The sequence below is a fragment of the Streptomyces sp. NPDC003247 genome (assembly GCF_042888135.1).
In the GTDB taxonomy this organism is placed as follows: domain Bacteria; phylum Actinomycetota; class Actinomycetes; order Streptomycetales; family Streptomycetaceae; genus Streptomyces.
On sequence record NZ_JBIAPF010000019.1, the window covers coordinates 72,584 to 93,001 of the forward strand.

Annotated in this window: 19 protein-coding genes; 7 read left to right on the top strand and 12 right to left on the bottom strand. The window is 74.5% G+C overall.

Annotated features, from left to right (window positions below; genetic code table 11):
• Entirely contained in the window at positions 1-774 is a 774-nt protein-coding gene (locus ACFYWQ_RS39960) for an IclR family transcriptional regulator (protein ID WP_389524563.1), read from the bottom strand.
• Between the two features lie 111 nt (positions 775-885).
• Between ACFYWQ_RS39960 and ACFYWQ_RS39965 the strand changes: the two genes are divergently transcribed.
• The 4 genes from ACFYWQ_RS39965 to ACFYWQ_RS39980 all read left to right on the top strand — a co-directional run bounded on the left by ACFYWQ_RS39965 (position 886) and on the right by ACFYWQ_RS39980 (position 5,150).
• Positions 886-2,415 carry an aldehyde dehydrogenase (NADP(+)) gene (locus ACFYWQ_RS39965; protein WP_389524566.1) on the top strand — a complete coding sequence of 510 codons (1,530 nt, stop codon included), beginning with the start codon at positions 886-888 and terminating at the stop codon, positions 2,413-2,415.
• A 67-nt stretch (positions 2,416-2,482) separates the two neighbouring features.
• Positions 2,483-3,091: a DUF1349 domain-containing protein gene (locus tag ACFYWQ_RS39970; RefSeq protein WP_389524569.1), complete on the top strand. Its 609-nt coding sequence runs from the start codon at positions 2,483-2,485 to the stop codon at positions 3,089-3,091.
• Between the two features lie 100 nt (positions 3,092-3,191).
• Complete coding sequence (locus ACFYWQ_RS39975; RefSeq protein WP_389524572.1) at positions 3,192-3,908, top strand: DsbA family oxidoreductase; 717 nt, start codon at positions 3,192-3,194, stop codon at positions 3,906-3,908.
• A 66-nt stretch (positions 3,909-3,974) separates the two neighbouring features.
• Positions 3,975-5,150 (top strand): aminotransferase class V-fold PLP-dependent enzyme, encoded by a 1,176-nt coding sequence (locus tag ACFYWQ_RS39980; protein ID WP_389524575.1) that lies wholly within the window; start codon positions 3,975-3,977, stop codon positions 5,148-5,150.
• A 38-nt stretch (positions 5,151-5,188) separates the two neighbouring features.
• Here the strand turns inward: ACFYWQ_RS39980 and thpD are convergent, their stop codons facing one another.
• The 5 genes from thpD to ACFYWQ_RS40005 form a co-directional block, all read right to left on the bottom strand.
• On the bottom strand, positions 5,189-6,115 hold the full coding sequence (gene thpD, locus ACFYWQ_RS39985) for an ectoine hydroxylase (RefSeq protein ID WP_389524578.1): 927 nt from the start codon (positions 6,113-6,115) through the stop codon (positions 5,189-5,191).
• A gap of 7 nt (positions 6,116-6,122) precedes the next feature.
• Positions 6,123-6,533: an ectoine synthase gene (locus ACFYWQ_RS39990; RefSeq protein ID WP_389524581.1), complete on the bottom strand. Its 411-nt coding sequence runs from the start codon at positions 6,531-6,533 to the stop codon at positions 6,123-6,125.
• A gap of 28 nt (positions 6,534-6,561) precedes the next feature.
• On the bottom strand, positions 6,562-7,833 hold the full coding sequence (gene ectB / locus ACFYWQ_RS39995; protein ID WP_389524584.1) for a diaminobutyrate--2-oxoglutarate transaminase: 1,272 nt from the start codon (positions 7,831-7,833) through the stop codon (positions 6,562-6,564).
• Positions 7,834-7,872: 39 nt separating this feature from the next.
• Positions 7,873-8,382: a diaminobutyrate acetyltransferase gene (ectA, locus tag ACFYWQ_RS40000; protein WP_389524587.1), complete on the bottom strand. Its 510-nt coding sequence runs from the start codon at positions 8,380-8,382 to the stop codon at positions 7,873-7,875.
• A 369-nt stretch (positions 8,383-8,751) separates the two neighbouring features.
• The gene (locus ACFYWQ_RS40005) at positions 8,752-9,852 is read right to left on the bottom strand and encodes a pyridoxal-phosphate-dependent aminotransferase family protein (protein WP_389524591.1); all 1,101 of its coding nucleotides are present in this window, start codon (positions 9,850-9,852) and stop codon (positions 8,752-8,754) included.
• A gap of 165 nt (positions 9,853-10,017) precedes the next feature.
• Here ACFYWQ_RS40005 and ACFYWQ_RS40010 point away from each other — a divergent pair, with 165 nt between their 5' ends.
• On the top strand, positions 10,018-11,109 hold the full coding sequence (locus tag ACFYWQ_RS40010) for an amidohydrolase family protein (protein ID WP_389524594.1): 1,092 nt from the start codon (positions 10,018-10,020) through the stop codon (positions 11,107-11,109).
• Positions 11,110-11,310: 201 nt separating this feature from the next.
• Positions 11,311-12,357, top strand: coding sequence for an SCO1860 family LAETG-anchored protein (locus ACFYWQ_RS40015; RefSeq protein WP_389524597.1), 1,047 nt, complete (start codon positions 11,311-11,313; stop codon positions 12,355-12,357).
• A 69-nt stretch (positions 12,358-12,426) separates the two neighbouring features.
• On the opposite strand, the gene cobC is transcribed toward ACFYWQ_RS40015, so the two are convergent.
• The 6 genes from cobC to cobM are packed head-to-tail and all read right to left on the bottom strand — an operon-like array spanning position 12,427 to position 18,900.
• Positions 12,427-13,488: an Rv2231c family pyridoxal phosphate-dependent protein CobC gene (gene cobC, locus ACFYWQ_RS40020; protein WP_389524600.1), complete on the bottom strand. Its 1,062-nt coding sequence runs from the start codon at positions 13,486-13,488 to the stop codon at positions 12,427-12,429.
• A complete protein-coding gene (locus ACFYWQ_RS40025; protein ID WP_389524603.1) occupies positions 13,478-14,425 on the bottom strand; it encodes a sirohydrochlorin chelatase in 948 nt (315 codons plus the stop codon). Before ACFYWQ_RS40025 ends, cobC begins: the two co-directional genes overlap by 11 nt.
• The gene (locus ACFYWQ_RS40030) at positions 14,422-15,129 is read right to left on the bottom strand and encodes a precorrin-8X methylmutase (protein ID WP_389524606.1); all 708 of its coding nucleotides are present in this window, start codon (positions 15,127-15,129) and stop codon (positions 14,422-14,424) included. The genes ACFYWQ_RS40025 and ACFYWQ_RS40030 overlap by 4 nt, the downstream gene beginning before the upstream one ends.
• Positions 15,126-16,829, bottom strand: a complete 1,704-nt coding sequence (gene cobJ, locus ACFYWQ_RS40035) for a precorrin-3B C(17)-methyltransferase (protein WP_389524609.1) — start codon at positions 16,827-16,829, stop codon at positions 15,126-15,128. The genes ACFYWQ_RS40030 and cobJ overlap by 4 nt, the downstream gene beginning before the upstream one ends.
• Positions 16,826-18,085 carry a precorrin-6y C5,15-methyltransferase (decarboxylating) subunit CbiE gene (gene cbiE / locus ACFYWQ_RS40040; RefSeq protein WP_389524612.1) on the bottom strand — a complete coding sequence of 420 codons (1,260 nt, stop codon included), beginning with the start codon at positions 18,083-18,085 and terminating at the stop codon, positions 16,826-16,828. Before cbiE ends, cobJ begins: the two co-directional genes overlap by 4 nt.
• Entirely contained in the window at positions 18,082-18,900 is an 819-nt protein-coding gene (cobM, locus tag ACFYWQ_RS40045) for a precorrin-4 C(11)-methyltransferase (protein ID WP_389524615.1), read from the bottom strand. The genes cbiE and cobM overlap by 4 nt, the downstream gene beginning before the upstream one ends.
• Before the next feature lie 766 nt (positions 18,901-19,666).
• On the opposite strand from cobM, the gene ACFYWQ_RS40050 reads away from it, so the two are divergent.
• The gene (locus tag ACFYWQ_RS40050) at positions 19,667-20,413 is read left to right on the top strand and encodes a ZIP family metal transporter (RefSeq protein WP_389524798.1); all 747 of its coding nucleotides are present in this window, start codon (positions 19,667-19,669) and stop codon (positions 20,411-20,413) included.
• Positions 20,414-20,418: the final 5 nt, after the last annotated feature.

A 20,418-nucleotide genomic window follows, 5' to 3' on the forward strand; every position in this document is an offset into this window, starting at 1 on the left:
TCAGAGCCTCCGGGTCGCCAGGGTCAGCCGGTCGCGCGCGTCGAACAGCGCGTCCTTCACCATCTGCTCGTGCGCGGGCGTCAGCCGGGCCACCGGCACCGAGCAGCTGATCGCGTCCCGCGCCGGGGTGCGGTAGGGGATCGCCACGCCGAAGCAGCGCAGGCCCAGCGTGTTCTCCTCACGGTCCACGGCGAAGCCCTGCTCGCGGATCTGGTGCAGCTCCTCGATGAGCTTCTCCCGGTCCGTGATGGTGTGCTCGGTGAGCGCCGGGAGCGTCTCGGGGAGGATCTTGCGGACCTGTTCGTCGGTGTGCGTGCTCAGCAGCGCCTTGCCGAGGGAGGTCGAGTGGGCCGGGAGGCGGCGGCCGACCCGGGTGAAGGGCCGCAGGTAGTGCTGGGACTGGCGGGTGGCGAGGTAGACGACGTTGGTGCCGTCCAGGCGGGCCAGGTGGATGGTCTCGGTGGTGTCGTCCGAGAGCCGGTCCAGCGTCGGCCGGGCGGCCGCGACCACCTCGTCGCCGTCGATGTAGGAGGTGCCCACCAGCAGGGCCCGCACGCCGATGCCGTAGCGCGTGCCCGTGGCGTCGGTCTCCACCCAGCCCAGATCCACGAGCGTGCGCAGCAACATGTACAGACTCGACTTGGGGTAGCCGACGGCCTCCTGGACCGCCGCGAGGGAGTGCATACCGGGGCGACCGGCGAAGTATTCCAGCAGTTCAACCGTCCGTACCGCGGACTTGACCTGCGCCCCGCCCCCCGTCTCGCCAGCCGACATCGCCCTTGACCCCTTCCATCGACGGAAATAGTCTCCAACAGCATATTCATCATCAGAGACGGCGTTCAGTATATCGAACGCCTATGAGACAGAGCGCGTGGAGGACCCGCGGTGGCAGCAGCACCAGTCTGGAGTGTCGACCCCCGAACCGGGAAGCAGCGGGAGCAGGTCGCGGTGGAGGCGACGGCCCAGGAGGTGGACTCCGTCGTCCGCGCCGCCCACGCCACCCGTGAGGCGCTCGCCGACCGCACCGTCCGCGCCGCCTTCCTGCGCACCGCCGCCGACCGGCTGGAGGCGGCCAAGGACCGCCTGGTCGAGGTGGCCGACGCGGAGACCGCGCTCGGCCCGGTCCGCCTCGGCGGTGAGCTCGCCCGCACCTGCTACCAGCTGCGCGCGTTCGCCGGCATCGTCGACGAGGGCGCCTTCCTCGACGTCGTCATCAACCACCCCGACGACACGGCCACCCCGCCCGTCCCGGACCTGCGCCGCTACAAGGTGTCCCTGGGCGTCGTCGCCGTCTACTCGGCCTCCAACTTCCCCTTCGCCTTCTCCGTCGCCGGCGGCGACACCGCGAGCGCGCTGGCCGCGGGCTGCCCGGTCGTCGTCAAGTCCCACCCCGACCACCCGGCCCTGTCCGAGCTGGTCGCCCAGGTGCTGCGGGACGCCGCCGCAGAACACGGCGTCGACCCGGCCGTCGTCGGGCTCGTGCACGGCTTCGAGGCGGGCGTCGAGCTCATCCGCCACCCGCTGGTCGCCGCCGCCGGCTTCACCGGTTCCATCCGGGGCGGACGTGCGCTGTTCGACGCGGCGGCGGCCCGGCCGGTGCCGATCCCGTTCCACGGCGAGCTGGGCTCACTGAACCCCGTCGTCGTGACCGAGGCGGCCGCCGCCGAGCGCGCCGAGGCGATCGGCACCGGCCTCGCCGGGTCGATGACGCTGGGCGTCGGACAGTTCTGCGTGAAGCCGGGCCTCGTGCTGGTGCCGTCCGGTGCCGCCGGCGACGGGCTGGTCAAGTCGCTGACGGACGCGGTCGGCGACACGGACGCCGGCGTGCTGCTCGACCACCGGATGCGGGACAACTTCATCGCGGGGGTCGCCGAGCGCACCGAACTGCCCGACGTGGAGTCCCCGGTGACGCCGGGCGCCGGCGGGGAGCACACCGTCAGCGCCGGGTTCCTGACCGTCCCCGCCGCCCGGCTGGCCGAGGAGGGCGAGTACGACCTGCTCCTGGAGGAGTGCTTCGGGCCGGTCACCGTCGTGGCCCGCTACGACTCCGACGGCGAGGTCAAGGCGGTCCTGTCGCGGCTGCCGGGCAACCTCACGGCGACGGTCCAGCTGTCCGAGGGCGAGGCGGCGGGCGAGGGCCGCGGCTCCGAGATCCTCGCCGACCTCACCCCGCTCGCCGGACGCGTCCTGGTCAACGGCTGGCCGACGGGCGTCGCCGTCGCCCCGGCGCAGCACCACGGGGGGCCGTACCCGGCCACGACGTCCACGTCGACCTCCGTGGGCGGCACGGCCATCGAGCGGTGGCTGCGGCCGGTCGTCTACCAGAACGCCCCCGAGGCGCTGCTGCCGCCCGAGCTGCGCGACGACAACCCGCTCGGTCTGCCCCGGCGCTTCAACAACCACCTCGAGCGCTGAGACACCTGGGGCCTGCCGTTCGGATCACGCCGCAGACGCGGAGAGAGGGAACCGGGACACTCTGAGGATGGACGTCGAACTCCCCGAACTGCCCTTCCCTCTCCGCACCTACGGTCCTGACGGGTACTGGTCCTACGAGGACGGAGTCCTCACCGGGTGGGCCGGTCCCCGGCAGGACCGGTTCGTGCCGCCCACCGGGGAGGCGCTGGACCCCGCCACCGACGCGCCCCGGCTGCTCGGGGCGCCCGAAGGGGACTTCCAGCTCGTCGCACGGGTCACCGTCGGGTTCAACGGCGCCTTCGACGCGGGCGTGCTCTACGTCCACGTCGGCGACCGGGCCTGGGCCAAGCTCTGCCTGGAGTACTCCCCGGACGTGCCCACCGTCTGCACGGTGGTCACCCGGGGGCACTCCGACGACGCCAACTCCTTCACGGTGGACGGCAGCACGGTCTGGCTGCGGATCAGCCGGACCGGGCGGGCCCTCGCCTTCCACGCCTCCCGGGACGGCGCACGCTGGACCTTCGTCCGGCTGTTCACCCTGGGCGACGAGAAGGAGACGGGCGCGGCCCTGGTCGGCTTCATGACGCAGTCCCCGATGGGACAGGGCTGCGTGGTCACCTACGACCACCTGGAGTTCCGGCCGACGTGGCCGGACGACCTGCGCGACGGGAGCTGAGCGCGGCCGGGAATGCCCGGGGACACTTGAACGTTCACGCACCCGTCGGAGAGGAGTCTCCGCGCCCGAACGTCCGAGCGACCCCGAAGAGAGCCGATCCATGCGCGTCGAGATCTGGAGCGACATCGCCTGCCCCTGGTGCTACGTGGGCAAGGCCCGCTTCGAGAAGGCGCTCGCGGCCTTCCCGCACCGGGACGAGGTCGAGGTGGTGCACCGCTCCTTCGAACTGGACCCCGGCCGGGCCCAGGGCGACGTCGAGCCGGTGCTCACGATGCTCACCCGGAAGTACGGCATGAGCGAGGCGCAGGCACAGGCCGGTGAGGAGAACCTCGGGGCCCAGGCCGCCGCCGAGGGCCTGGAGTACCGCACCCGGGGCCGCGACCACGGCAACACCTTCGACCTGCACCGCCTCCTGCACTTCGCGAAGGAGCGGGGCCGCCAGGACGAGCTGCTCCAGCTCCTGTACCGGGCGAACTTCGCCGAGGAGCGGTCGCTGTTCACCGAGGGCGACGAGCGGCTGGTCGAGCTCGCCGCCGAGGCCGGTCTCGACGCCGGTGCCGCCCGCGCGGTGCTCGCCGACCCGGCCGCGTACGCCGACGACGTCCGTGCCGACGAGCGGGAGGCCGCCCGGCTCGGGGCGAACGGCGTGCCGTTCTTCGTCCTCGACCGCGCCTACGGCGTGTCCGGCGCCCAGCCCGCCGAGGTCTTCGCGCAGGCGCTGACCCGGGCCTGGGACGCGCGCCCACCGCTGGCGCACGTCGACGCGGGCGACGCCGGGGCCTGTGGTCCGGACGGGTGTGCGGTGCCGCGGTCCTGAGACGGGACGGCGCAGGTGGCGCCCGTCTCATAAGCGTTCCTTGGGGGTACAGCGTAGGAAGACGCGATGGACGGGGACTTCCGCGGGCCGCAGAGTGGAGCCATGGAGAGCACGGAGAGCACGGAGAGCACCGAGACCGCGCAGAGCCGGGAGCCGGCGTCCCGGCCGACCGGGCGGAGCAGCCTGAGCCCGCAGACCTTCGACACCCTCGTCCGCGCCGAGTTCGCCCCGAAGAGCACCTACCTCAACACCGCGAGCAACGCCCTGCTCCCGGCCCGTACGGTCACCGCCCTGCACGAGGCGGCGGTGCTGCGGGCCGAGGGCAGGCCGCTGACCCCGCTCTACGAGGACGTGGAGGCCTGCCGGGCCGCGTTCGCCCGGCTGGCCGGCGTCCCCGCCACCCGGGTGGCGGTCGGCTCCTCCGTCGCCGCGCACACCGGGGTCATCGCCGCCTCGCTGCCCGCGGGCGCCGAGGTGCTCACCGCCGAGGACGACTTCACCTCGGTGCTGAACCCGTTCCACGTCCGCGGCGACCTCAAGGTCCGCACCGTGCCGCTGGAGCGGATCGCGGAGTCCGTCCGGCCCGGCACCGCGCTCGTCGCGGTCAGCGCCGCCCAGTCCGCGGACGGCCGGATCGCCGACCTGTCCGCCCTGCGGGAGGCGGCCCGGGCGCACGGCGCACGCACCTACGTCGACCACTCCCAGTCCGCGGGCTGGCTGCCGATGCACGCCGACGCCGACGACTTCACCGCGGCCGTCTCCTTCAAGTGGCTGCTCGGCCCGCACGGCGCGGCCTTCCTCGTGGTCCCGGAGGACCTCGGCGGGCTGACGCCGCTGCTCGCGGGCTGGGTCGCGGGCGAGGCGCCGTGGGACAGCTGCTACGGCCCCGTGGCCGAACTCGCCCACTCCGCACGGCGGTTCGACCTCAGCCCCGCCCTGTTCACGTTCGCGGGACTGCGCCGCTCCCTGGACCTCGTGGAGGAACTCGGCGTGGCCGCCGTCCACGCCCACGACGTGGCCCTCGCCGACCGGTTCCGGGCCGGGCTCGCGGACCTCGGCCACGCGCCCGTGCCCGCTCCCGGCTCGGCGATCGTCTCGGTGCCCGGGCTCGGCGTCCGGCAGCGGGAGCTGAGCGGCGCGGGCATCGAGGTCTCCGACCGCGCGGGCAACCTGCGCGCGTCCTTCCACCTGTACAACACGGCCCGGGACGTGGACCGCCTGCTCGACGCGCTGTCGGGCTGAGCCCGCGGCGGCGCCGGGCGGGCGGCCCCCGGCTCACCTCACCGGACGGGGGTGAAGTCCCGCGCCCCGATGAACTCGGGCCGCCGCACCGGCGCCGCGAACGGCTCCATCGCCGCGTTCTCGACGCTGTTGAACACGATGAAGACGTTGCTGCGCGGGAACGGCGTGATGTTGTCGCCGGACCCGTGCATGCAGTTGCAGTCGAACCAGGTCGCCGAACCGGCCCGGCCCGTGAACAGCCTGATGCCGTACTCGGAGGCCATCGTGGTGAGCGCCTCGTCGGAGGGCGTGCCCGCGTCCTGCATCTGGAGCGACTTCTTGTAGTTGTCCTTCGGCGTGGCGCCGGCGCAGCCGAGGAACGTCTTGTGCGAGCCCGGCATGATCATGAGCCCGCCGTTGGTGTCGTGGTTCTCGGTCAGCGCGATCGAGACGGACACCGTCCGCATCCGGGGCAGACCGTCCTCGGCGTGCCACGTCTCGAAGTCGGAGTGCCAGTAGAAGCCGGAGGCGCCGAAGCCCGGCTTGACGTTGATCCGCGACTGGTGGACGTACACGTCGGAGCCGAGGATCTGCCGGGCCCGGCCGACGACCCGCTCGTCGCGCACGAGGCGGGCGAAGACCTCGCTGATCCGGTGCACCTCGAAGACGGACCGGATCTCCTGGGACGCCGGCTCGACGATCGACCGGTCGTCGGCCCGGATCGCCGGGTCGGCCACCAGGCGGTCCAGTTCCCGCCGGTAGACGGCGACCTCGTCGTCCGTGAGGAGCGCGTCGACGGTGGCGAAGCCGTCCCGCTCGAACGCATGGAGGTCGAGCGGTTCGAACGGGCCGGGTGCGTCGGGCGCGCCCCAGACGACCGGGTCCTGGCGGGGGACGGTCACCTCGGTGGCGCCGCGGCTGGGGTAGAGGTCGGGGAAGCCGGTCGCGGCGGGGGCGGCGGTCGCGGGGGTCAGGTGCGTGGTCACGGGTCTCTCAGACCTCCTCGGGCTCGGGTTCGGTGAGCAGCGGGTAGACGCCGTTCTCGTCGTGGTCCTCCCGTCCGGTGACGGGCGGGTTGAACACGCAGATGCAGCGGAAGTCCTCCTTGACGCGCAGCGTGTGCCGCTCGTGCCCGTCGAGGAGGTACATGGTGCCGGGCGTGATGGTGTGGGTGCGCCCGGTCTCGTGGTCGGTCAGTTCGGCCTCGCCCTCGACGCAGACGACGGCCTCGATGTGGTTCGCGTACCACATCGACGTCTCGGTGCCCGCGTAGAGGACCGTCTCGTGGAGGGAGAAGCCGACCCTCTCCCTGGCCAGGACGATGCGTTTGCTCTCCCACGTCCCGGAGGCCGACTTCACATGCCGGTCGGTGCCTTCGATGTCCTTGAACGAGCGGACGATCACGGTGTGACTTCCTTCCTGACCTGGGGTCTCAGGCGGTTTCCCGGACGGCGCGGGCGAGGATGGCCATGCCCTCGTCCAGTTCCTCCGGGGTGATGGTGAGGGCGGGCAGCAGCTTGACGACCTCGCTCTCGGGTCCGGACGTCTCGATCAGCAGCCCGAGCTCGAAGGCGCGCCGCGCCACCCGTTCGGCGCGCGCCTTGTCGTGGAACTCCAGGCCCCAGACCAGTCCGCGGCCCCGGTACTCCTTGACGTCGGCGAGGTTCTCCTCGGTGAGGGAGATCAGCGCCCGCTCGACCTGCTCGCCGCGGGCACGGGTCTGCTTCTCCATGGCGGAGCCGTCGGACCAGTACGTCTCCAGGGCGGCGGTGGCGGTGACGAACGCGGGGTTGTTGCCGCGGAAGGTGCCGTTGTGCTCGCCCGGCTCCCACACGTCCAGCTCGGGCTTGAACAGGCACAGCGACATGGGCAGTCCGTAGCCGCTGATGGACTTGGACACGGTGACGATGTCCGGGACGACCCCGGCCTCCTCGAAGGAGAAGAAGGCCCCGGTGCGGCCGCAGCCCATCTGGATGTCGTCGACGATCAGCAGCATGTCCTGCCGCTCGCACAGCTCCGCCAGCGCCCGCAGCCACTCGGGACGGGCGACGTTGATGCCGCCCTCGCCCTGCACGGTCTCGACGATCACGGCGGCGGGCTTGTTCAGCCCGGACCCCTGGTCCTCCAGCAGCCGCTCGAACCAGAGGAAGTCGGGGACGGTGCCGTCGAAGTAGTTGTCGAACGGCATCGGCGTGCCGTGCACGAGCGGGACGCCCGCGCCCGCCCGCTTGAACGCGTTGCCGGTGACGGCGAGCGACCCCAGCGACATCCCGTGGAAGGCGTTGGTGAACGACACGATCGCCTCGCGCCCCTTCACCTTGCGCGCCAGCTTCAGCGCGGACTCCACGGCGTTGGTGCCGGTCGGACCCGGGAACATGACCTTGTACGGCAGGTCGCGCGGCCGCAGCACCAGGTCCTGGAAGGTCTGGAGGAAGGACCGCTTGGCGACGGTGGACATGTCGAGCCCGTGGGTGACGCCGTCGCGCAGCAGATAGTCGATCAGCGCCCGTTTGAGGACGGGGTTGTTGTGGCCGTAGTTGAGGGATCCGGCACCGGCGAAGAAGTCGAGGTACTGGTGGCCGTCCTCGTCCTGCATACGGCTGCCCCGGGCGCGGTCGAAGACGACCGGCCAGCCGCGGCAGTAGCTGCGCACCTCGGACTCGACGGTTTCGAAGACGCTCAGGTCGGGCTGGGTGATGGTCACGGCGGAACGCTCCTCGGTGTGACGGTGTGGGGGGTGAGCTCAGGCGGAGGTCAACGGGCCGATGCGGTAGAGGACTTCCGGGTCGTGCGGGCCGTCCGGGAACAGGGCGGAGCCGAACAGCGCCTCGCGGGTGACGTCCGCCCCGTGCCGGGCGGCGAAGGAGGTGAACAGCCGCTCGGAGGCGGTGTTGCCCGGGGTGATGGTGGTCTCGACGGTGGTGACGGGGCGCTCGGCGGTGATCCGTGCGGTCAGTCCGTCGAGCAGGGCGGCCGCGAGTCCGCGGCCGCGGTACGCGGCGTCGACCGCCACCTGCCAGACCAGCAGGGTCTGCGGGGCCTCGGGCCGGACGTATCCGGTGACGAACCCGACGGGCCGCCCGTCCTCCGCCCGCGCCACCGCCGAGGTGGCGGCGAAGTCACGGCACCACAGCAGATAGCTGTAGGAGGAGTTCAGGTCGAGCTTTCCGGATTCCTTGGCAATGCGCCAGAGCGCGGCCCCGTCGGCCACCGACGGGCGGTCGATCAGCAGGTCTGCTTGTGTGGCAGTCATGCGGATTGAACTTACCGACGCGAATTAGAAAATGCATGGAGAGGGGGCGCTGGTTGTGTGATGCCCGTGTGATCGTCGGGGGGTATGTGCTGATTTGTACCGCGCAAAAGGGTGCATAAAGGTGGTGCTGTGCAATGCGTCACGCGCTCGCAATCCCACCGAAAACTTCCCGCGTTTAGCTACTGGGATTCCGGGCAGAAGAACCCGAGAAAGTCATCGGCAAGTAATTGGGGTGGGGTGGATTGCGGAATTACCGCGCATTATTAATCCGGTGGGCCGTCCGAATGCGGGGGCTCGTCCGGCCTTTTCCGGGTACGCGAACGGCGCCGGGTTGCCCCGGCGCCGTCGACGCAGAACCCGCGGGACGTCCTACTGCCAGGCCGCGTCCGCCGCCCGCAGCGCGCCCTGGAGGTCCACGTCCCGTCCCTCGTCGGCGAGGGCCCCGGCCAGGGCCGTCAGGGAGCCGCGGACCGCGCCCGGCGTGGCGTCGGCGCCGTAGTGGTTGACGCGGATCATCTCCTCGGCCAGCGCGCCCCCGCCCGCCGCCAGCGCGAGCGCCGGGTCGCTCGCCAGCGCCCGGGCCACCAGCTTCGCGGCGGAGACGCCCGACGGGGAACGCAGGGTCGTGGCGACCGGCGCCGCGTGCGCCGCCTCGTGCACGTACGGCTCCAGGCCGCCGCCCAGGGCCGCCGCGCCCGCGCGGGTCGCCGCGGCGGCGGACGCGTGCCGGGCCATCACCCGCTCCAGCCCCTCCGCCTCGATCCGCGCCACGCACGCCTCCAGCGCCAGCATCTCCAGCTGTGCCGGCGCGTGCAGCAGCGCCTTGCGGCCGCCGTCGACCCAGCGCTCCTTCCAGTCGAGGAGGGAGAGGTACGAGCGGCGCGGCGCCCGCGGGTTCGCGGCCATCCGTGCCCACGCCCGCTCGCTCACCGACACCGCCGACACGCCCGCCGGGCCGCCCATCGCCTTCTGCGCGCCGATCACGCACAGGTCCACGCCCCACGCGTCCGGCAGCACCGGCTCCGCCCCCACGGAGGCGACCGCGTCCAGGTAGAACAGCGCGCCGTGCTCCTTCACCACCTCGCCGATCTCCGCGACCGGGTTGGTGTTGCCGGTGGCCGCCTCCGCGTGCACCAGGGACACGAAGTCGATCTCCGGGTGCTCGGCGAAGGCCCGGCGGATCTGCTCGGCGCCGACCGCCGTGTGGAACGGCACCGCCAGGTCGACCACCGTGGCGCCGCAGTCCCGCAGCCAGTCGCCGAAGGTCTGCCCGTACGGGCCGGTGATGACGTTCAGGGCGGTCGTGCCCGGCCCGGCCGTCGCCCGGATCGCGCCCTCCAGCGGCAGCAGCGCCTCGCCCTGCATGATCACGACGTCCTGCTCGGTGCTCAGCAGGCGCGCCACGCGGTCCTCGATCGACGCGAAGCGGCCGGCGCCCAGCGGGGCCAGGTCCAGGAACGGGTGTGTCACGGCGGTGCTCTCTTCACTTCACTCACGGGGTGGACGTGACGAGGGTAACCGGCACGTCCCGGAGCGGACCGGACCGCCCGAGAGGGCCCGCCCCTCCCTTCCCGGGGAAGGTCCGGCCCGGCGGGGACGACGGCGCCCGGCCGGTGCCTGACTAAGGTGCCGTACATGAGCGATGAGCCGGTGCTGCACGTGAAGGGCCGGGTCCTGGCCGGACCCGACGACGTCCGCGACGAACTGTGGATCGTCGGCGGGCGGATCTCCTACGACCGCCCCGCCGGCGCCCGGGACGTGCGCACGGTGACGGGCTGGGCCCTGCCCGGCCTGGTCGACGCCCACTGCCACGTCGGCCTCGGCGCGCACGGGCCCGTCGACCGGGACGTGGCGGAGCGGCAGGCGCTGACCGACCGGGACGCCGGGACGCTCCTCATCCGCGACGCGGGATCCCCCTCCGACACCCGCTGGACCGACGACCGCGAGGATCTCCCGAAGATCATCCGGGCGGGCCGGCACATCGCCCGCACCCGCCGCTACCTCCGCGGCTACGCCTGGGAGGTCGAGCCGGAGGACCTGGTGGCGTACGTCGCCCGGGAAGCCCGGCGGGGCGACGGCTGGGTGAAACTCGTCGGCGACTGGATCGACCGCGACGCGGGCGACCTGGCCGCCTGCTGGCCGCGTGGCGCCGTCGAGGCGGCGATCGCCGAGGCCCACCGGCTGGGCGCGCGCGTCACGGCCCACTGCTTCGCCGAGGACAGTCTGCGGGACCTGGTCGAGGCGGGCATCGACTGCGTCGAACACGCGACGGGCCTGACGGACGACCTCGTCCCGCTCTTCGCCTCGCACCGTGTGGCGATCGTCCCGACCCTGGTCAACATCGCCACCTTCCCCAAGCTCGCCGCCGGCGGCGAGACGAAGTATCCCCGCTGGTCGGCCCACATGCGCCGCCTCCACGAGCGCCGCTACGACACCGTCCGCAACGCCCACGACGCCGGCATCCCGGTCTTCGTCGGCACCGACGCGGGCGGCACCCTGCCCCACGGCCTGGTGGCGGAGGAGGTCGCGGAGCTGGTGGCGGCCGGTATCCCGCCGGTCCAGGCCCTCGCGGCGGCCACCTGGGCCGCCCGCGCGTGGCTCGGCCGCCCCGGCCTGGACGAGGGCGCGGCGGCGGACCTGGTGGTGTACGAACGGGACCCCCGCACGGACGTACGCGTGCTGGGAGCCCCGCTGCGGGTGGTGCTGAACGGGCGGGTCGTGGGCTGAACGGGCGTCCGGACCGCCGGTGTGCGCCCGGATCGCCGGTGTGCGCCCGGATCGCCGGAGTGCGCCCGGACCGCACCGTCATTTCGAACGCGTGCACGGATGCGCCACGATGGTGTGAACTCCGGCGGGACCGCTGTCGAACGGCCGGTGGTGCGACATTCTTTCGACGTCCCAAGCGTTCTCTCCGGGGGTCCCACCACCTTGAACGGCAACACCTTCCGCATGCCCGCACGCCGTTGCGCCACCGTCGTGGCCGTCACCGCCCTGGCCGCCGGTCCCGCGGCCCTGGCCGGCGCGCCCTCCGCGCACGCGACCGACGAGGGGAGCGCGAGCGCCGTGGTGCTGCGCACCGGCCTCGACGTGTCCCTGCTCGACAAGACCGTCGACGTCCCGCTCACCGTCTCCCTCAACGAGGTCCGGGCGCCGCGGAGCGCGCGGCGGACCGCGCTCACCGTCGACCTGGACGGCGTCGACGGCGGTCGCCCGTTCAGTGTGCTGCGCGCCGACGCGGCCGAGGCGAAGGCGACCGTGGAAGGCGGCAGGGCCGAGGCGTCCACCCGCCTGGCCCGCGCCAGGGTGCATGTGCCCGGGCTGCCGCTGCTCTCGCTCGTCGAGATCGAGGCCGTCTCCGCGAAGGCCGTCTGCGAGGCCGGGAGGACACCGGTCGCCACCTCCACCCCGCTGGGCGCGGTGACGGTGCTGGGCAAGCGGGTGACCCTCTCCGCCGGTGGCCCGACCGACGTGAAGGTGCCGGGTGTCGGTGAGGTCCGGCTCGACCTGTCGCGGCATGCGACGACCTCCCGCACGGCCGCCGCCACCGCCCTGGAACTCATGGTCTCCGTCGACCCGTCGAACCTGAACGTCGCCGAGGTCACCGGCACGGTGACGCTGGCCCAGGCGACCTGCGAGGCGCCCCCGGCGGAGCGGGAGAGCGGCGAGACGGGGAAGGCGGAGGCGGGGAAGGCCGAGACGGGGAAGGCGGAGGGGGCCAGCGAGACCTCGGAGACCCAGGGGACCTCGGAGACCGAGGCGACCGAGGGGACCAAGGCGACCGAGGCGACGGAGGCGACGGAGCAGGCGCCGTCGGGCGCCGAACCCGCCGGTGACCTCGAGCCGCAGGGCGCCCGCGCCGAGGCCGGTCTCGCGCGGACGGGCGGGAGCGCGGCGACCCCGTACGTCGTGGGAGGCGCGCTCGCGCTGGTGCTGGCCGGCGGGGGAGCGGTGGTGCTGGCGCGGCGGAGGGGGTGAGGGGGCCCGTTCCCCCCGCGGGCGGGGAGAGGACTCAGCCCCTCCCCGCCCCTCCCGCCCCGCCCCACCTCACGGCGACGTCGTGGCCAACGCCTGTTCCAGCGCCCGCAGGAACCCGTTCACCGTCGCCCGGTCCCGCACCGCGAGCCGCAGCCACTCCTCCCCGAGCCCGGGGAAGGTGTCCCCGCGCCGCACGGCGTAGCCCAGGCCGCGCAGACGCTGCCGTACCGCCGCCGCGTGTTCCAGCCGCACCAGCACGAACGGGCCCTCCGCCGGGCCCGCCACCCGCACCCCGTGCCCGGCGAACTCCTCCAGCCCGGCGACGAGGTGGGCCCGGTCCGCGGCGGCGCGACGGGCCGCGTGGGCGGCCTCGGCCAGCGCCCGCGGCGACACGCACGCCTCCGCCGCCGCCAGCGCCGGCGTCGACACCGGCCACAGCGGCTGCGCCCGCTCCAGTTCGGCGATCGTGTCCGGCGCGGCGAGGACGTAGCCGATGCGCAGCCCGGCCAGCCCCCACGTCTTCGTCAGACTGCGCAGCACCACCAGGCCGGGCACGTCCGTCCGCCCGGCCAGCGCCTCCCGCTCGCCCGGCACCGCGTCCATGAACGCCTCGTCGACCACCAGCGTCCGTCCCGGCCGGGCCAGCCCGGCGAGCGCGGACGCGGGGTGCAGCACCGACGTCGGGTTCGTCGGGTTGCCGACGACCACCAGGTCGGCGTCCTCGGGGACGGCCGCGGCGTCCAGCCGGAAGCCGTCCTCCTCCCGCAGCAGCACCCGCTCGACCACGTGCCCGGCGTCCCGCAGTGCCGCCTCCGGCTCCGTGAACTGCGGATGCACCACCACCGCCCGACGGATCTTCAGAGCGCGCGCCACCAGCACGAACGCCTCCGCGGCGCCCGCCGTCAGCAGCACCCGCCCGGCCGGCAGCCCGTGCCGCGCCGCCACCGCGGCCCGCGCCGCCCGCCCGTCCGGATAGGCCGCGAGCCCGGTCAGGGACGCGGCGACATGCTCCCGCAGCCAGGCCGGGGGCGTGTCCGCGCGGACGTTGACCGCGAGGTCGACCAGCGCGGAGCCGTCGTCGCGGACCTCCGCGTCACCGTGGTGGCGCAGGTCGTGCCCGTCAGTGTGCATGGGAGTGCGCGTGCCCTCCGTGCGGGTGGTGCCCGTGCCCGTGGCCGTGCCCGTGGTGGTGGCCGTCGTCGTCCGGGTGGAAGTGCGGCTGCTGCGGCAACCCCACCTTGTCCTCGAAGCCCGGCAGCGCGATGCGGTACACGCACGAGTCGCAGTTCATCCGCAGATCGCCCTCGACGGCCTCCGCGTACCGCTCCATCACCAGGTCCAGCAGTTCCGGCTCGGGCCCGATGACGTCCGCCGACCGCACCTCGACCTCCGGGTGCGCGGCCGCCCAGCCCTCGGTCTGCTGCCGCACCCGGTCCGGCAGGATCCCGGTGAACAGGAAGTAGGGGAGCACGACGATCCGCCGCGCGCCCAGCATCACGCACCGGTCCAGGCCGTTCGGCACGTCCGGCGCCGCCAGCGACACGAACGCCGTCTCCACGCCCGCGTAGCCGCGCCCCTCCCACAGCAGCCGCGCCGCCTTGTGCACCTCGGCGTTGGCGTCCGGGTCGGTCGACCCGCGCCCCACCAGCAGCACGGTCACGTCCGCCCGGTCCCCGGGCGTGCGCCCGGAGGTGCCGAGCGCCTCGTCCAGGCGCCGCTCCAGCACGTTCAGCAGCGCCGGGTGCGGGCCCAGCGGACGCCCGTAGGCGTACGAGATCCCCGGGTGACGCTCCTTCTCACGGGCGAGCGCCGCCGGGATGTCGCCCTTGGCGTGCCCGGCGGACACCAGCATCAGCGGGACCGCGGCGAAACGCCGTACCCCTTGCTCCACGAGCTCGGCGACGGCCTCGCCCAGCGGCGGCGGGGACAGCTCGATGAAGCCGCCCGCGACGGGCAGCTCGGGGTGGCGGCGCCCCAGCTCCCGCACGAAGGCGCGGAACGCCTCGGCTCCGGCGTCGTCCCGGGTGCCATGGCCGGCGATGAGCAGGGCGGGCGGCGGGGTGGTCACTGTTTCTCCTCGGAGTGGGAAGCGGAGGGGGAAGCCGGGCGGGAAGCCGGAGGGGAAGCGGGGCGGGAAGCCGGGTGCGAAGCCGGAGGGGAGGCGGGGCGGGAAGCCGGCTGCGATGCCGGAGGGGAAGCGGGGTGGTACAGCAGGGCGTTGAGCGCGGCCGCGGCGACCGCCGATCCGCCCTTCTCGGACACGTTGCTCACGGCGGGCAGCCCGCTCTCGCGCAGCGCGGCCTTCGACTCAGCCGCCCCGACGAACCCGACGGGCAGACCGATGACGAGCGCGGGGGAGGCGTCCAGCGTCAGCAGCTCCTCCAGCGCGGTCGGCGCACAGCCGATCACCCAGAGCGCGCCCGGCCCGACCTGTTCGTACGCCAGCCGCACGGCGTGCGCCGACCGGGTCAGCCCGGGGCCGGACACGGCGTCCCTCAGCCGGCAGACGGTCTCCCGCCGGGTGATCCCGGCCGCGACCATCTCCACGTCCACGACCACCGGCGCCCCGGCGTGCAGCGCGGCGTGCGCCCCGGCCAGGTCCGCCTCGTCCATGACGAGATCGTCCGCGTACTCCAGGTCGGCGGCGGAGTGGATCACCCGCTCCACCACCGCCCGGGTCAGCGGCGGGAAGTGCGAGGTGTCCAGGCGGGCGCGCAGCCGCCGGAACGACTCCTGCTCGATCGGGTGGACCACCCGGGTCGCCTCGGTCACCGTGCCTCCTCCTGCGCGCTCTCCTGCCAGCGGTAGCCGCGCGGCGTCACCATGCGCCCCGCGACGGTCCGGGTCGCGGTGTTGCCCACCGTCACGACCGTCATCATGTCGACCGTCGCCGGGTCGAGGGCGGCGAGCGTCGTCACCCGGCTCGTCCCGTCCGGCCGGGAGGCGTTGCGCACGACCCCCACCGGCGTCGTGGCTTCCCGGTGCCCGGCGAGGAGGGCGAGAGCCTTGGGCAGCTGCCAGTCGCGGCCCCGGGAGCGGGGGTTGTAGAAGGTGACCACGAGGTCCGCCTCGGCCGCCGCCCGCACCCGCCGCTCGATGACCTCCCACGGCGTGTGCAGGTCGGACAGGCTGATCGACACATGGTCGTGGCCCAGCGGCGCGCCCAGCAGCGCCGCGGCGGCCAGCGCCGCGGTCACCCCCGGCACCCCGACCACGTCGATGTCGCCGGACGCCTCGGCGAGCGCCGGCGAGGCCATGGCGTACACGCCCGCGTCCCCGCTGCCGATCAGCGCGACGGCGTGCCCGCGACGGGCCTCCGCTACGGCCGTGCGGGCCCGCTCCTCCTCCGCGCCGAGCCCGGACTCCAGGACGCGGGTGCCGGGCCGCAGCAGGTCGCGGATCTGGTCGACGTACTGGTCGAGTCCGACGAGCACCGAGGCCCGCCGCAGCTCCGCCCGCGCGCGCGGGGTGAGCAGGTCCCGGGCGCCGGGCCCGAGCCCGACCACCGCGAGCCGCCCGCGCCCGGGACGCCGTACGACGGCACAGGTCGCCATCGCGGGACGGCCGTCGTCGCGCCGCGACTTCCGCTTCGGCACGAGGAGGGCGCCCCCGCGCGCCAGCGCCGCTGCCTCCGCGACGGACGGGGTGCCGACGGCGGCCAGGGGCGCGTCGGACGGGTTCGGCACCGGCACGGCGGCCAGCTCCTCGGCGGAGTACGTCACCACCGGCACCCCGAGCCGCTCGGCCGCCCCCAGGATGCCCGGCTCCTCGCGCTTGGCGTCCACGGTGGCCAGCTCGGCGACGCTGCGCACGGAGAGTCCCGCGTCCCGCAGAGCACCTTCGATCACGTCGAGCACTTCCCCGGCCGGGGCGCCCCTGGACGCACCCACCCCCACCACCAGGGACGGCGGACGCAGCAGGACCTCGCCGGAGCCCGCCGCGACCGCCCGGTCCGTGACCCGCACGGTGTACGCGCCCTCCGCGGCGAACGGCACCGGCGGCAGCGGCCACGCCACCTCCGCGTCCAGCACGACCGGCTCCCCGTCCAGCAGCGCCCGCGTCACCCCGGCGACATCGCCCTCCACGGGCAGCCCGAGGGTGTCCAGGCCGGGGATCCCGACCGCGTCCGTCGCCGTCGTCACCACGGGCCGGGCCCCGAGCAGCTCGCCCACCCGCAGGGCCAGCGCGTTGGCGCCGCCCGCGTGCCCGCCGACGACCGGGACCGCGAACCGCCCGGCCTCGTCGACGCAGACCACACCCGGGTCGGACGCCTTGTCACCGAGCAGCGGCGCGATCAGCCGTACGACGGCGCCCGTCGCCAGGAAACACACGAGCTGCTCGCACTCCGCGAACGCCCGCCGGACGGCGTCCCCGACGGGACCGTCGTACACGCGGGTGCGGTCCGGCCACGCCGCGGCCAGCCGGTCGCGCGCCGCCGCCCCCGCCGCGGTGGCGGAAATGAGGCCGATCACTGGGGAACTCCTTCTTCAGGTCCTTCAGGGACGGGGGCTCTGGTCCCCCACAGCAGGAAAACGGGATTGGTGGCCGCCAGCCGGGTCACGTCGCCGGGCAGCGGCGCCAGCCGCGAGGACTGGAGCAGTACGCCGTCGCAGACGAGACCGGCGTCCGTGAGCGCGGCCCGCGCCGCCGGCACCCGGTCCAGCGCGGCCATCGCGACGACCACGCTCCGCCGGGCCCGCCGCGCGCACACGCCGACGATCTCCGCCAGCTCGCGCCCCCCGCCCCCGACGAACACGGCGTCGGGATCGTCCAGCCCGGCCAGCGCGTCCGGCGCGGTCCCGTGCACGACGTGCACGTCGACCTCGTGGGCGGCGGCGTTGGCGCGGATCCGGGCGATCCCGTCCGCGGCCTTCTCCACGGCGCTCACGGCGGCGCCGAGCCGCGCGGACTCCACGGCCACCGACCCCGAACCGGACCCCACGTCCCACACCAGGTCACCGGGGCGCGGCCCGAGCCGGGCCAGCGCCAGCGCCCGCACCTCGAACTTGGTGATCATCGAGTCGCGGTGGGCGAAGCCGTCCTCGTCCAGCGCCCACCCGGCGGGGCGGCCGGCCGGTCCCGCGACGGTCCGCACCGGACCGAGCAGCCGCCCCTCGTCCAGGCACAGCACGACACTCACCGCCGCACCCCAGTCGCGGGCCGCGGCCTCGGCCGGGGTGACGCGCTCCACGCGCTCGCCCGCCGGGTCGCCCAGCGCGGACGCCACGACCAGGACCCGCCCGGGGGCGGTCCGGGCGAGCGCGGCGCCCAGTTCGGCCGGGCCCGCGCCGGGACCGGTCAGCACCGCGACCTTCGGAAACGCCCGGCACATGTTCACCGCCGTGCGCGGATCCCGCCCGTGCGCGCTGACGACCACGGCGTCGTCCCAGGTCAGCCCGAGCCGGGCGAAGGCGGCGGCGACGGAGGAGACACCGGGCCGCACATCGAGCCGGTGCGGCCCGAACCGCTCGGCGAGCGCCCGCACGATCCCGAAGAACCCCGGGTCGCCCGAGGCCAGCACGACCACCCGCCGCTCCGTCGCGACGTACTCCTCCATCGCGTCGAGAGCGGGCGCCAGCGGCCCGAGCACGATCCGCCCGGCGCCCTCGGGCAGCCGTACGGCGTCCAGGTGCCGGCGCCCGCCGACGACGAGGCCGGCGCCCGCGAGGACGCCGTCGTCCGGCGGTGACCCGGTGCCCGTGCCGACGACGGTGATCGGACGGCTCACGTACCGGCACCCCGCTCGCGCAGCGCCTTGCGGGCGGCCGGGTCGGCCCTGCGGTAGCCGTGGAAGTGGCCCGGGTGGTACAGGTGCGAGCGGGTGCCGTGCGCGTCGAGGGCCGGGCCGACCAGGAACAGCGTGTGCTTCCAGAGCTTGTGCTCCTTGACGGTCTCCTCCAGCGTGCCGATCGTGCACCGCACGACCAGCTCCTCCGGCCACGTCGCCTGGTAGGCGACGACGACCGGCGTGGCGGTCGGATAGCCGCCCTCCAGCAGCTCCCGCACGAGCTGCCCGCTGCGGGCGGCCGACAGGAAGACCGCCATGGTGGTGCCGTGCCGGGCGAACTCCCGGACCTCCTCCCCGGGCGGCATCGGCGTCTTGCCGCCGCCGAGCCGGGTGAGGATCACCGACTGCGCCACCTCCGGGATCGTCAGCTCCCGCTGGGCGAGCGCGGCGACGGCGGAGAACGAGGAGACCCCGGGCACGACCTCGGTCTCGATGCCGATCTCCCGGCACCGGTCGACCTGCTCCTGCGTGCCACCCCACAGCGCGGGGTCACCGGAGTGGATCCGGGCGACGCGCAGCCCCGTGTCACGGGCCCGCTCGTACACGGCGACGACGTCCTCCAGGGACATGGTCGCCGAGTCGAGGATCTCGGCACCGTCACGGGCGTGGTCGAGGACCTCCGCCTGCACCAGGCTCGCGGCCCAGATCACGACGTCGGCCTCGGCGATGGCACGCGCGGCACGGAACGTCAGCAGGTCGGCGGCGCCGGGGCCGGCACCGACGAAGGTCACCTTGCCGGCGGGGGCGTCGGCCATGGGTTCGGGTCCTCTCATGACGGAAGGGGGACCGGCCCGGTGGACCGGGCCGGAGCGGAGCGGGGATGCCGCATCAGAACAGGGCGGCGGTGCCGGGCGCACCCGGCAGCGGGGGGCGGGCGGGCGTCGGCGGGGCGGGGGTTCCGTGCGCACGGGTGTCCGCGCGCGGCCGTGCGGTGCGGGGGACGGTGGTCCGGGCCGGGGTGCCGTGTGCCTGGGCGTTCGCGTGTGGTCGTGTGGTGTGGGGGACGGCGGTCCGGGCCGGGGTGCCGTGTGCCTGGGCGTTCGCGTGTGGTCGTGTGGTGTGGGGGACGGTGGTCCGGGCCGGGGTGCCGTGTGCCTGGGCGTTCGCGTGTGGTCGTGTGGTGTGGGGGACGGTGGTCCGGGCCGGGGTGCCGTGCGCCTGGGCGTTCGCGTGTGGTCGTGTGGTGTGGGGGACGGCCGCCCGGGCGGGAGTGCCGTACGCCCGGACGCTCGCGCGCGGCCGTGCGGTGCGGGCGGAAGCCGGTGCGCCGGCGGCGCCGTGCGCGCGGGCACGGCCGGCCGTGACGGGGGCACCGGCCGCGGCGGGCGCCGTCTGCGGGGGCCGCCGGACGGGGCCCGCGAGCGGGGGCCGGATGTGCGCCGCCCGGGCGTGATCGGATACGAAGGGCGCATGGCGGTGTTCGTCGCGCTCGGCGCGTTCCTGATGACGTTGGCCGGCGGCTGGACGGCACAGCGGGTGACCGACCGCCGCCATCTGGTGCTGGGCCTGGCCGGCGGTCTGATGCTGGGCGTGGTCGGCCTGGACCTGCTGCCCGAGGCCCTGGAGGCGGCCGGCACCGAGGTCCTCGGCGTCCCGGCCGCGCTCCTGCTCTTCGTCGCGGGTTTCCTGTTGGCCCATCTGGTGGAACGTCTGCTGGCCCACCGGCAGGCGGCGCACGGCGCGGAGGAGCGCGGCGCGGTGGCGCATAGCGCGGAGGAGCGCGGCGCGGTGGAGCGCGGTGCGGTAAAGCTTGGCGTGGGGGAGCGTGCTTTTCCCGCTCCCCCCGCTCCGCCTCCGGGGCGCGACAGCCACAGCCTCCGCGACGGCCGCACCCCCGAGGTGGGCCTGACGGCGGCCGCGGCCATGGTCGGCCACAGCGCCATGGACGGTGTGGCGATCGGCGCCGCCTTCCAGGTGGGCGGCGGCATGGGCGCGGCCGTCGCGCTCGCCGTCGTCGCCCACGACTTCGCGGACGGCTTCAACACGTACACGATCACCAGCGCGTACGGGAACGGCCGCCGCCGAGCCCTGGCCATGCTGTGCGCGGACGCGGTGGCCCCGGTGCTGGGCGCCGCCTCGACCGTGTTCGTCACCATCCCCGAGCCGCTGCTCGGCGCCTACCTGGGGTTCTTCGGCGGCGCGCTGCTGTACCTCGCGGCCGCCGAGATCCTCCCCGAGGCCCACCACACGCACCCGGCCCGCTCGACCCTGCTGTGCACGGTCGCGGGCGTGGCGTTCATCTGGCTGGTGGTGGGCCTCGCGGGCTGACGGGG

Bases quoted from the DNA above. Each gene is read 5' to 3' on its own strand.
- ACFYWQ_RS39970 (WP_389524569.1), top strand. From the start codon at position 2,483: ATGGACGTCGAACTCCCCGAACTGCCCTTCCCTCTCCGCACCTACGGT.
- cobC (WP_389524600.1), bottom strand. From the start codon at position 13,488: ATGCACACTGACGGGCACGACCTGCGCCACCACGGTGACGCGGAGGTC.
- ACFYWQ_RS40050 (WP_389524798.1), top strand. From the start codon at position 19,667: ATGCTGGGCGTGGTCGGCCTGGACCTGCTGCCCGAGGCCCTGGAGGCG.
- ACFYWQ_RS39980 (WP_389524575.1), top strand. From the start codon at position 3,975: ATGGACGGGGACTTCCGCGGGCCGCAGAGTGGAGCCATGGAGAGCACG.
- ACFYWQ_RS39960 (WP_389524563.1), bottom strand. From the start codon at position 774: ATGTCGGCTGGCGAGACGGGGGGCGGGGCGCAGGTCAAGTCCGCGGTA.
- cobM (WP_389524615.1), bottom strand. From the start codon at position 18,900: ATGGCCGACGCCCCCGCCGGCAAGGTGACCTTCGTCGGTGCCGGCCCC.
- ectA (WP_389524587.1), bottom strand. From the start codon at position 8,382: ATGACTGCCACACAAGCAGACCTGCTGATCGACCGCCCGTCGGTGGCC.
- ACFYWQ_RS39975 (WP_389524572.1), top strand. From the start codon at position 3,192: ATGCGCGTCGAGATCTGGAGCGACATCGCCTGCCCCTGGTGCTACGTG.
- ACFYWQ_RS40010 (WP_389524594.1), top strand. From the start codon at position 10,018: ATGAGCGATGAGCCGGTGCTGCACGTGAAGGGCCGGGTCCTGGCCGGA.